General features: G+C 54.9%; 8 protein-coding genes. 1 reads left to right on the top strand and 7 read right to left on the bottom strand.

Going from position 1 to position 12,133, the window contains the following annotated elements; genetic code table 11:
* Positions 1-3: 3 nt before the first annotated feature.
* Complete coding sequence (gene erpA, locus EH228_RS18490) at positions 4-348, bottom strand: iron-sulfur cluster insertion protein ErpA (RefSeq protein WP_152323087.1); 345 nt, start codon at positions 346-348, stop codon at positions 4-6.
* A 90-nt stretch (positions 349-438) separates the two neighbouring features.
* Entirely contained in the window at positions 439-1,857 is a 1,419-nt protein-coding gene (clcA, locus tag EH228_RS18485; RefSeq protein WP_152323086.1) for a H(+)/Cl(-) exchange transporter ClcA, read from the bottom strand.
* 169 nt (positions 1,858-2,026) lie between these two features.
* Here clcA and hemL point away from each other — a divergent pair, with 169 nt between their 5' ends.
* Positions 2,027-3,313, top strand: coding sequence for a glutamate-1-semialdehyde 2,1-aminomutase (hemL, locus tag EH228_RS18480; RefSeq protein WP_152323085.1), 1,287 nt, complete (start codon positions 2,027-2,029; stop codon positions 3,311-3,313).
* A 144-nt stretch (positions 3,314-3,457) separates the two neighbouring features.
* Here hemL and fhuB read toward each other — a convergent pair whose 3' ends face one another.
* The 5 genes from fhuB to mrcB form a co-directional block, all read right to left on the bottom strand.
* Positions 3,458-5,437, bottom strand: coding sequence for a Fe(3+)-hydroxamate ABC transporter permease FhuB (fhuB, locus tag EH228_RS18475; RefSeq protein ID WP_152323084.1), 1,980 nt, complete (start codon positions 5,435-5,437; stop codon positions 3,458-3,460).
* Complete coding sequence (gene fhuD / locus EH228_RS18470; RefSeq protein ID WP_152323083.1) at positions 5,434-6,315, bottom strand: Fe(3+)-hydroxamate ABC transporter substrate-binding protein FhuD; 882 nt, start codon at positions 6,313-6,315, stop codon at positions 5,434-5,436. The genes fhuB and fhuD overlap by 4 nt, the downstream gene beginning before the upstream one ends.
* A gap of 15 nt (positions 6,316-6,330) precedes the next feature.
* Positions 6,331-7,125, bottom strand: a complete 795-nt coding sequence (gene fhuC, locus EH228_RS18465) for a Fe3+-hydroxamate ABC transporter ATP-binding protein FhuC (protein ID WP_152323082.1) — start codon at positions 7,123-7,125, stop codon at positions 6,331-6,333.
* Positions 7,126-7,173: 48 nt separating this feature from the next.
* Complete coding sequence (gene fhuA / locus EH228_RS18460) at positions 7,174-9,372, bottom strand: ferrichrome porin FhuA (RefSeq protein ID WP_152323081.1); 2,199 nt, start codon at positions 9,370-9,372, stop codon at positions 7,174-7,176.
* A gap of 270 nt (positions 9,373-9,642) precedes the next feature.
* The gene (gene mrcB, locus EH228_RS18455) at positions 9,643-12,129 is read right to left on the bottom strand and encodes a bifunctional glycosyl transferase/transpeptidase (RefSeq protein ID WP_152323080.1); all 2,487 of its coding nucleotides are present in this window, start codon (positions 12,127-12,129) and stop codon (positions 9,643-9,645) included.
* Positions 12,130-12,133 lie beyond the last annotated feature (4 nt).

The raw sequence follows: 12,133 nt of genomic DNA, 5'->3' as shown, positions 1-12,133 counted from the left end.
TTATCAGATACTGAAGGAAGAACCACAGCCACACGTGGTTTTAGCATTCGGATTGGTCACCACAAAACGTGAACCTTCCAACCCTTCGGTATAATCAACCGACCCTCCCACCAGATACTGCAGGCTCATCGGGTCTACCACCAATGCCACGCCAGATTTCTCAATGGTCATATCACCATCGTTGACTTTATCATCAAAAGTAAAGCCATACTGGAAGCCACTACAGCCACCACCGGTGATATAGACGCGCAGTTTCAGATCCGGATTATCTTCTTCCGAAATCAGGCTTTTGACTTTACTGGCCGCTGCTTCAGTAAATTGCAGGGGCAGAGCTATATCGTCACTCATTTAACACTCCAGTATGCATACAGGCAGTTGCCTGACCGGTCATATTTCGACCATTATCAGGATCATTATCTTACTTATACCTTAAATAATTCAAGCTCGGGGATAGGTAGCTTGCTGTGCTGCTGCCTCATCCACCTGTTGTTGTTTCGCCAGCAAACGAGCCAACAACGCAGAGTATAATGGCTTACCGCCCAGGCATTGCGCCAGTAATGTTGCGCCAAGGCAGGTGATAATCATCGGTAAAATAAGTTGATAGTTGTCGGTCATTTCCAAAACCAGCACAATTCCGGTCAACGGCGCCCGGACTGAAGCGGCGAACAGCGCGCCCATTCCGGCAATGGCGAAAGTTCCGGCCTCAAGGTGGTATGCCGGAAACAGCGAAGCGCTGGCCATGCCAAACGCGGTCCCCAACAAAGTTCCCAGCGCCAACATCGGGGCGAAAATGCCGCCCGGCGCCCCCGAACCAAAGCACAGCAAGGTGGTCACCATCCGGGCAATAAAAATAAACAACAACATACCAATGGTGTAATTTCCTGCCACGGCAATCGGGATCAAAGTAAATCCGCCCCCCGTCGACTCAGGTTCAATCAGGCCCAGCACACCGCAAACACCGCCCAGAAGTGCGCCGATAATCAGTAGATTACGCAAATTGCCACCATGCATGCGCTGGAACATATCCTGTGTTTTGAATATCAGTACATTGAACGCCACGCCCACGACACCCACGACCATCCCCAGCAGCAGATATAGCCACAGGGTATTGACCGGGGATTCGCCCAGTTTACCGACCGCAATGACCGCATGCTCGCCATTAAAAAGGCGAAAAACGATACTCGACATAATGACGCCGATAAATACCGCCTTAATCGAGATCAGACTGTAGCGAAACTGAAAACGCATCTCTTCAATAATAAACAGAATCCCGGCTAGCGGCGCGTTGAAAGCGGCAGACAAACCCGCCGCCGCGCCAGTCGCCAGCAGTGAATGACGCGCTTCAGTACTTTTCATGCGGAAAATATCCAACACCATCCGGCCAATGTTACCCCCCAGTTGCACCGTGGGCCCTTCTCGTCCCAGCACCATACCGGCCCCCAGCGTCCCCATGCCACCGATAAATTTCACCGGGATCAGCCGCCACCAACGTACCGGTCTTAGTTCCTCCAGCGCACCTTCAATCTCTGGAATACCGGAACCGGATGCCTCAGGAGCAAAACGCTGGACGAGGTAATAGCCGATAACCGCCAGCAATGCGGAAAGAATAAAAGCCAGAGGAAAAAGTAGCAGCCAGTGGTTTTCAACCGTTGCCAGTATGGTCAATCGATAAGCGTTGACCGCGTTAACCGCTTTTTCAAATCCCACACCAACCAGCCCGGCCAGGATACCGACAATACCGGCCATGATCAGCACCATGACCGGGGTTTTATCACGCCGTAACAACAAGCGGAGGAAATCATTGCGTGGTGCGGGAGCCACGTTTAACGCATCGGTAGAAGAAGTTGGCTCAATCATATTCCATGATATTTTAGTCCAGGAGAGCCCACATTTTACCCGGTTGAACACAGATGTCTCGCAGGAAAATGTTCTCCTTTCGTGTCAAAAGCGCCACGGGCCTTTTAACCCGAATGAATGTTCCCTTAGAATGGCGGAGTTTTCTTAATGCATCCCCAGGAGCGGAACCATGAGTAAGTCTGAAAACCTGTATGCTCAGGCACAACAACTAATTCCCGGTGGCGTAAATTCGCCGGTGCGCGCCTTTACCGGCGTTGGCGGGGTACCGCTCTTTATCGAACGCGCCGACGGCGCTTATTTGTATGACGCCGACGGCAAAGCGTATATCGATTACGTCGGTTCCTGGGGACCGATGGTACTGGGCCATAATCACCCGGCCATCCGCAATGCGGTGATTGAAGCAGCAGAACGCGGTTTGAGTTTCGGTGCGCCAACCGAGATTGAAGTGAAAATGGCCCAGTTGGTGACCGAACTGGTGCCAACTATGGATATGGTGCGCATGGTTAACTCCGGTACCGAAGCTACCATGAGCGCTATCCGACTGGCGCGCGGCTTTACGCATCGTGACAAAATCATCAAATTCGAAGGTTGTTACCATGGTCATGCTGACTGCCTGCTGGTAAAAGCCGGTTCTGGCGCCCTCACCCTCGGTCAGCCCAACTCTCCGGGGGTACCGGCCGATTTTGCGCAGCATACCCTGACCTGCACCTATAACGATCTGGATTCAGTGCGCGCGGCCTTTGAGCAGTATCCACATGACATTGCCTGTATCATCGTTGAACCGGTGGCGGGCAATATGAACTGCATCCCTCCGCAACCCAATTTCCTACCAGGTTTGCGGGCATTGTGCGATGAGTTTGGGGCGTTGTTGATAATCGATGAAGTCATGACTGGTTTCCGCGTCGCATTGGCGGGCGCGCAGGATTACTATCACGTCGTGCCGGACTTGACCTGTCTGGGCAAAATCATCGGCGGCGGAATGCCGGTTGGCGCGTTTGGCGGCCGTCGGGAAATCATGGCAGCCCTGGCGCCAACCGGTCCGGTCTATCAGGCGGGTACGCTGTCGGGCAACCCGGTTGCCATGGCCGCCGGATTTGCCTGCCTGAGCGAAATCGCCAAACCGGGCACCCATACCACGCTGACCGAACTGACCACTCAGTTAGCTGATGGCCTGTTGGCCGCCGCGCAAGAAGAAGGTATTCCTCTGGTAGTGAACCACGTTGGTGGCATGTTCGGCCTGTTCTTTACCGATGCGCCAACCGTGACCTGCTACAAGGATGTGACGCACTGTGACACTGAACGCTTTAAGCGGTTCTTCCATCTGATGCTGGACGCTGGCGTTTATCTGGCCCCTTCGGCGTTTGAAGCGGGCTTTATGTCGCTGGCGCACAGTCAGCAAGATATCCAGCGTACCATCGATGCGGCACGTCGCTGCTTTGCTACGTTGGCGGGATAACCGAGTCAGGCCCATAAAATGCGATTCGGCGGACATTGAGCGCGATAAACGCATCCTCCATCCATGACCTGTCTGGCGCGAGCCAGACAGCAGCAGGATCAGGAGATGTTTTATACCTTTTACTATGGCGGTATCGCCTGCCACTTATCCCTTACGCAGTAAATACACAAAGTACGGCGCGCCAATAAAGCTCGCCAGCAACCCAGTCGGAATCTGTTGCGGAAACGCCACCATCCGACCACACCAGTCGGCTATCGCCATCAAACCGCCGCCCAATAATGCCGCCATCACCCATTGCGGGAGTGCGCGCCGGAAACCCAGCATTCTGGCGATATGCGGCGCCATCAGCCCAATGAAACTCAGCGGCCCAATAGTCAGAGTCGCAGCCGCGGTGAGCGCGGACGCCAACAACAACAGCGCCAGGCGGGAAAACGTCAGCGACAATCCAAGCGAACGCGCTGTCTCCCCCCCTAATGGTAACAGGGCCAGCCAGCGACGACAGCAGGGTGTCAATGCCAACAGCACCACGGCGACGATCACGGTACGCCAGGCCTGCGCGGCATCCACGGGGTAAGTCGAACCCGCGAGCCATGTCATCAGGGTCGCCATGCGCGGATCGCCACTGGCCAGCAGTAACAGCAGCAACGTAGCAAAAGCAGTGCTCAGCGCTACCCCTGCCAACAGCATACGCTCCGGAGAAAAACCGCTGCGCCCGGCAACAAAGGTGATAATCAGCAGGGTTACCGCCGCCCCCAGGCTGCCTGCGGGCAACAACCAGCCGAAGGCATCGCCCGGTACAAGGAACAACATCACTACCACGCCAACAGCCGCACCAGAGCTGATCCCCAGGACTTCCGGGCTGGCCATTGGGTTGCCGGTCAGGCGCTGAACAATACACCCCGCCGTCCCCAGCATTAGCCCACATCCCACTGCCGCCGCCAGCCGGGGCATACGCCACGGCAATAATTGTCGCCAAAGTTCGCCGCTCGCCCACTGCCAGCCATGCGCATCACGCCCCAAACTCAACGCGATCATGGCGAGGATCAGTAATATCACGCTCCCCAACCCGCCCCATATCAACAAATGCTGGCGCTCAACCGGGATGTTATCGCCCTGATTCATCGCCGGCATCGCCGCAGCGGTTTTCAGTCGCGGCAACAGCCACAGCAACAGGGGCGACCCCATGATCGCCGTCGCCGTCCCGGTCGGAACCTCCCGCCAGTGGGCAGCCAGCCAGATTACGCTTTGATCGGCCAGCCACAGCAGCAACATGCCAATCAACGGCGCCAATAGCAGTCGACTCAGCAACCGACGCGCACCAAGCATTTTCGCCAGCAACGGCGCAAACAGACCGATAAATCCGATGATCCCGGCAGCATTCACCAACTGCGCACTGAGTACAATCGCAAGGATCAGCACCGCCAGACGAGCCAGCGCCAGCGCCAGTCCCAGGTTTTTCGCCACACCATCATCCAGCCCCATCAGCGTCATCGGCCGCAGCAGCATCAGCGAAAGCAACAGACCGGTCAGCAGTTTCGGCCAGATAAAACTGACATGACTCCAGTCCATCTGGTTCAACGAGCCGGTGCTCCACAAAAAGATATTCTGCAGACTCTCATGGTTAAACAGCCCGATGAGCTGATTAACCGCGCCACAATACAATGCCATCACCAGTCCGGCGAGGATCAGCGTGACCGGAGAAAGTCGCTTTCCCCAGGCGATGCCAAATACGGCCAGTCCAACAATGATCGCGCCCCCCATCGCTGCCAGTTGCTGCGTCAACAGCCCGCCCGGCAATCCCCATAAGGTGGCAATCGTCAGCCCAAGCTGCGCCCCGCTAGCCACCCCCAACGTGGACGGTTCCGCCAGCGGATTACGTAGCGCCTGCTGGAACAACACCCCCACCATCCCCAGTCCGGCGCCGATCAGCAGTGATAACACCAGACGAGGCATCAAACTGTAATGGAACACCATCTGGGCGATATTGTCTGGATTAGCGGTACGGAGAGCACTGAACCATTGCGCGGGCGGCAACTGCTGGCTGAAATTATAAAATGTCAAGCCAGACGCCAACAGTAACGACAGCGCCAGCAGCACGACAGGAAAACCATATGCGCTCCTCATACCGCCCCCAGCACATTATCCAGCTCACGGCAGAAGCGCATCGCCGATAGCGTCCCACCATAGAACCACACTGGCGGCACACGCCGGAAACGCTGCTGTCGCACAAAAGGCATCGCACGCCAAAGCGGCGTGGAAGCCACCTGCTGTACCAGCGTCTCATTGCCGTGCTCAAAACAGATGGCATCCACATCCTGCATCGCGGCCAGACGCTCAATCCCCATGACCGCACTGCCCCAGAAGTTGGTTTCTCCCTGCCAGGCGTTAGCAATCCCCAGCGCATCCATCACCTCAAGGAACAGGCTGCCTTTGCCAAACACCAGCACATGACGCGGATCGAGGATCGACATCAGCAACAGCGGCCGTTTCACGCGCTGCGCGATCCGTCCCCTGGCAGCAGCGATAAAAGCGTCAAAATCGGCCAGGTGCTGCTGTGCCTGTGGCAGCCGGTCAAGCCGCTTCGCCAGTTGTATCAGAGAATGACGCGCCATGGTCAGTGGCTTGCCGCTGGCATCGCTGAAGGCGAATCCCATACCCGGCGCAATGCGCGCGAGCTTCTCTTGCGCCGGGCCATAGCCGGAAGAATAGAGCAGCAGCGAGGGCTTCATCTGGCTAATCAGTTCCAGATTAGGTTCAGTGCGTAACCCCACATCCACCGTGGTAGCCGGCAATGAGGGTTCCCCCACCCAACGTTTATATTGATAGATCTCAGCAACGCCCATTGGCATCACCCCCAGCGCCATCATCAGCTCGGTTGGCAACCATTCCAGCGCGATGATGCGCGAAAGATCGACTGACGGGGACGCCTGTGCACGCAGTACAGGCAACAGTGGAGAAACAGCCAGCGCCATTAACAGGCGGCGGCGGAGATAATCCGGCATGACAAACCCCATCCGTCAATAAACAAAACTCACCGGCATGCCGCCGTCAGGGTGAGGCAAAATCCCCATGGGAATACCATAGATACGGTTCAGCACCTCAGGTTGCATAATCTCTCCTGCATCGCCCTGAGCAATCAGCTCGCCATGACGCAACGCCACCAGATGGTCGCAGTAACGGGCCGCCATATTGATATCATGTAAGACCGCAATCACCGTCAGGCCGCGTTCACGGCTGAGACGCTGGATCAGCGCCAGTACCTCGACCTGATGGGCGATATCCAGTGCGGAAGTCGGCTCATCAAGCAGCAGGCAACGGCTGTTTTGCGTCACCAGCATGGCGATCCACGCCCGCTGGCGCTCTCCGCCGGAGAGGCTGTCCACCAGGCGCCCGGCAAACGACGTTAAACCAACGAGAGTTATGGCTTCTTCAACACGCTGACGGTCTTTCGCGCCAAAGCGTCCCAGCGCTCCATGCCAGGGATAACGCCCCATCGATACCAGTTCGCGTACCGTCATCCCTTCCGCTGGCGGCAATTGCTGTGGCAGGTAAGCCACCTCACGGGCAAAGTGTTTACCCGACCACGTCGCAACGGGAGTGCCATTCAACAATACCTGACCACAGCTTGCGGCATGGTGCCTGCCCAGCATCTTCAGTAGAGTGGATTTACCGGAGCCATTATGGCCAATCAATCCACAGACTTTAGCCGCCGGGAAAATCAGTGACAACGGTTGCAGCAGGGTTCTGCCGGGAACAGTAAAACCCGCCTGTTCAAGCGAGAAGGTGCTTGCGGTGGTGTGAGGAAGATGCATCGCGGTCTTCTGATTAGCGGGCACGGCGAACCGCGCCCGGTTTAACAATTAAAAACGGAAGGTAGCCGTACCCACCACCTGACGCTCAGCGCCCCAATAGCAAGCATACTCACGGTAGCAACTGGCGACGTAGTCACGATTGAAGAGGTTGGTGACATTCACCCCCACTGACGAGCCAGGCAGGCCCAAACGGCCCAGATCATATCTAACCAGTGCATCAACAGTGGTATAGCCCGCCACATCAAAGTTCTGGTTAACATTGGCCTTGTCATAACTACTGTACAGTCCTTTGCTGTCGCCGACATAGCGCACCCCCGCGCCCACGGTCAGACCGGACAACGCGGATTCGTGGAAGGTGTAATCCGCCCACAACGACGCCATGTTTTTAGGCACCTGTACCGGCGTCCTGCCTTCAAGCTGGGTATCGTGAGTATATTCCGCATCGGTGTAAGTATACGCCGCGGTCACGTTGATGTTAGCGGTGACCGCCGCTTTCGCTTCCAGCTCCACCCCACGTGAGCGAATTTCACCACTCTGAATGCTGTATAACAAATCGTCAGGATCAGCGGTGAGATTTTTGGTTTTGGTCAACTGATAAACCGCCCCGGTAATCACGATGGGCCGGTCTTTCGGTACATACTTCACCCCCGCTTCATACTGCTTAGCACGGGAAGGGTCGAAAGGCTTACCCTCTTTCGTGGTTCCTGAGGTCGGGATAAAGGATTCGCTGTAACTGAAGTAAGGCGCCACGCCATTATCGAAGACATAATTGAGCCCCCCACGCCAGGTAAACGCCTGATCATGGTTTTTCGTCAAGCTGTCAGCCCCACGCTGAAGGGCTGATGTCATCGCATAATCATAGCGGGCGCCAAGGGTCATCACCCAACGGTCCCATTCCAGTTGATCCTGGGTATACAGCCCAGTTTGTTCCTGTTTATTCAGATAGTTATACGGATAATTCAGGGTATAGCTGTCATCGCCATACTGTGGATTAAGCGCGTTTAATGGTGACGCAGTGCCAAAATTACTATCGATATCGTTACGGGTACGTTGATAATCTCCCCCCAACAACAAGGTGTGGTCCACCGCGCCAGTCGTAAATTTAGCCTGAAGCTGATTATCCACCGCGAACTGAGTAAGCTTTTCATCCGACAACGCCACGCCACGGATTATCGAATTATTGACATCATCAAATGTACTGCCATAGATGCTGCGATAATCGGTACGCAGATCGGCATAACGCAGGTTCTGGCGCACCGTCCAGGTATCATTAAAATCGTGCGAGAACGTGTAGCCGACCATTTTAGTATTACGGGAAATCTTGTTGCTGGCTTCACCTTCATCGAAGTCAGTCGGCAGTTTGTGTTGTTGGCCATTCGCATCAATGATCGGCACCACGGTTCCCTGCCGTGGCAACCAGCCGTAATAGCCGGTTTCCGGCTCGTTCTGGAAATAAGTCAATAAGGTGAAGTTGGTATGCGCATCGGGCTGCCAGCTAAATGAAGGCGCGATGGTGTAACGTTTTTCCTTTTGCATATCCTGTTGCGCGTCCTGACTGCGGGCCAGCCCCGTCAGACGATACGAATAAACGCCGGCATCATCCAGCGCACCGCTAAAGTCAAAACCGGTGGAGAACAGGTTGTCCGTTCCCATCTGGAATTGCACCTCACGCAACGTTTCCGTGGTGGGGCGCTTACTCACCAGCGAAACCACGCCGCCCGGATTGCTTTTGCCATACAGCACCGATACCGGCCCACGGATCAGTTCTGCCCGCTCAAGGAAATAAGGGTCGATGGCAAATTCAGAGTAGTTATCTCCCTGTAATTTCAAACCATCAAGATACTGGTTGGTATTGGTTTCACTAAAACCACGGATGGAAAGCGCATCAATAACCCCGGAGCTGCCACGGTTACCGGAGAAAACGCCAGGCGTATAATTGAACGCGCTTTTCACGCTATCCACATTATGCAGTTCCATCTCTTCACGCGTCACAACAGAGACCGACTGCGGATTCTTCTCTATCGGGGTATCGGTCTTCGTCCCGGTGGCGCTGTGTTTAGCCGCAATAGTGGGCGCAGGTCCCCAGGCACTTTCCTGCGGCGTGGCCGTATCGCTGGCTGTTACGATAAGGGTGCCTTCATCAGCGGCAAAGACGCTGGAAGAAGCAGCCATCACCACAAGAAGAGTCAGTCGACGAACAGAAGTATTCACTGGTAACGAAAAGCGGTGCAAAGCTAAAGTAGTCATTTAGCATTTCTCTGGATAAAAGTTTTTAGATAATAATGAAAACGAGAATAATTATTATAATGATTGAATAATATGCGAATGACCAGAACCGCGGCAAGAAAAAATCCACGGTCTTACGCCTGGTTGATAACGGAATAACCTGATATTTAGTAAGGAAAATAATGCGGCTACGTTGGGCGGCGTTTTTGTTACAGTTTCATCTGACATCCCCCGAAATCACGGGCAAAAAAAAGCCGGCGCATTCATCAACCGGCTTTTTTGTGGTGTCAGTTAGTGACTAAACATATTTTTGATCCAACCGGGCACACCGTTACTGTCTTTTTGCTCATCGGGTTGCTGTTGCTGCTGCTGAACTTGCTGTAACTGCTGACACAAGGCGTTAGCATCAGTAGTCCACACCGGCAACGTGCGCCAGCTGCTGCTCCCCGTCCCGCAGACAAAGTTACCGGCTGAATCTACGCTCATCGGCGCGATATCTTCCGGTGGCGTTAGCAGCAACGGCATCGGCGCCTGATTATCCAGATAGCGGCGATAGATCTGCATCGCGCCACTGGCACCATACAGTTTGGTCGACTGGTTGTTATCCCGACCAATCCAGGTAATCGCCACTTCTTTACCATCCACGCCAGCAAACCAACTGTCGATCTGGTTGTTGGTGGTGCCGGTTTTGGCGGCCAGATGCACTTGCGGATAACGCGCGCCCAGGGCATGAGCCGTCCCCTCCACGGCCACCTGTTGCATCGCATACAGCGTCAGATAAGCGGCCTGAGCCGGCACAGCACGCTCAGCCTGGGGAAAACTCTGATACAGCACGGTACCATCTTCAGCAATGACCGAACGCAACGCTGATAACGGGGCGCGATTCCCACCGCTGGCAATGGTCTGGAATGCCTGTGCCACTTCAATAGGGGTGAGATTAAGCGCGCCCAGCAGCATCGAAGGTACCGGCTGCAACTGTTCCTTCGGCGCACCCAGTTTGAGCCAGGTATCCACAACCTGCGGCAGCCCCAACGCCATACCAAGATTGACTGTCGGCACGTTCATCGAATGCGCCAGCGCATCCACCAACATCACCTGACCACTGAAGCGATGATCATCGTTTTGCGGTGTCCAGATCTGCCCGTTCGGCTGTTTCAGCGCAATCGGATTATCGGCAATCCATGTATTCAGACGGTATTTATCCGGCTGGCTCAGGGCGGTCAGATACGTCGCCGGCTTAGCCAGCGAACCGATGGAACGACGAGCCTGCAATGCACGGTTATACCCGGCAAATTGCGGGTCAGCCCCGCCCACCATGGCCCGAACTTCACCACTAAAGCGATCTACGATCACCATGGCCGTTTCCAGATCGTTCAGACCGCGTTGTTTACGTAAAACCGGAACCCCTTCTGAAACCGCTTTTTCCGCCGCATCCTGGGAAACGGGATCCAGAGTGGTGAAAATTTTCACCCCTGACAAGTCTTTGACCTTGTCGCCCAACTTCGCCTGCAGTTCATTACGCACCATCTGCATAAACGCTGGCTGAGGCGTAATCACCCCGCCCTTCGGCTGCACGCCAAGTGGACGGGCGCTGAGCATATCGTACAGTTCCTGGTCAATCACTTTCTGCTGCTGCAACAGGCGCAGCACCAGATTACGCCGTTCCAGCGCCAGTCTTGGATTGCGCCATGGGTTATACAGCGACGCTCCTTTCACCATCCCGACCAACAACGCCTGCTGATCAAGACTCAGCTCATCCACCGGGCGACCAAAGTAGTAAAGGCTGGCCAGCGGGAAGCCACGGATCTGATCGTCACCCGCCTGCCCCAGATAAACCTCATTCAGATACAGCTCAAGAATACGATCTTTGCTGTAGCGAGCATCCATGATCAGCGCCATATAAGCTTCATTGGCTTTACGCCATAGCGAACGCTTATTGGTCAGAAACAGGTTTTTCACCAGTTGCTGTGTCAGCGTACTGCCCCCCTGCACCGCCCGCCCCGCGGTGATATTGGCGACAAAAGCACGACCAATCGAGTATAAGCTGATGCCGTCATGCTGATAGAAGTGACGATCTTCGGTCGCCACCAGGGTATCCACCAGCAGATCCGGGAAACCGGATCGTGGCACGAACAGGCGCTGCTCGCCATTTGGCGACTGCAACATGGTTATCAATCGTGGATCGAGGCGGAAGAAGCCAAAGTCACGCCCACTGTCGAGATTTTTAATTTCACTCAGGGTATTATTGCTGAAGCTCAACCGGGCGCGAATCTGCCCTTCTTTGCCGTCAGGGAAGTCAAATGGCCGGCGGAGCATTTCAATGCTGTTGGCCTGCACAGTAAACTCGCCAGGACGTGTCATCCGCGTCACCTGACGATATTGTGTGCCTTCCAGCAAAGCGATCATCTCTTTCTTGTTATAAGACATGCCCGGCTCAAGGTTGACCATACGGCCATAAACTGCTGCCGGCAATTGCCAAACTTTGCCATCAATACGGCTGCGGATCAGTGAATCGAGGTAAACGCCGTATGCCGCCATCACCACGATAAAGATCAACAGCAGCTTAATGAACAGACTCAGCCAGCCTCTCTTCTTACGCGACGGACGTCCTTTCCCTTTACCTTTACGTGGCACCGGTTTTACCTCCTCATTGTTATGGTCATCATCCTGAACATCATCGTATTCATCATCATCCCTGTGGCGACCTCGGTCCACCACCTTAGGTGGCGCTTTGGGCTGTTTACCTTTACGCCCAATAGGTTCGCGATCGTCTGACATGTGT

It is taken from the genome of Erwinia endophytica (assembly GCF_009295515.1).
Lineage (GTDB): Bacteria > Pseudomonadota > Gammaproteobacteria > Enterobacterales > Enterobacteriaceae > Erwinia > Erwinia endophytica.
This window is presented reverse-complemented; position numbering and strand designations above follow the sequence as displayed.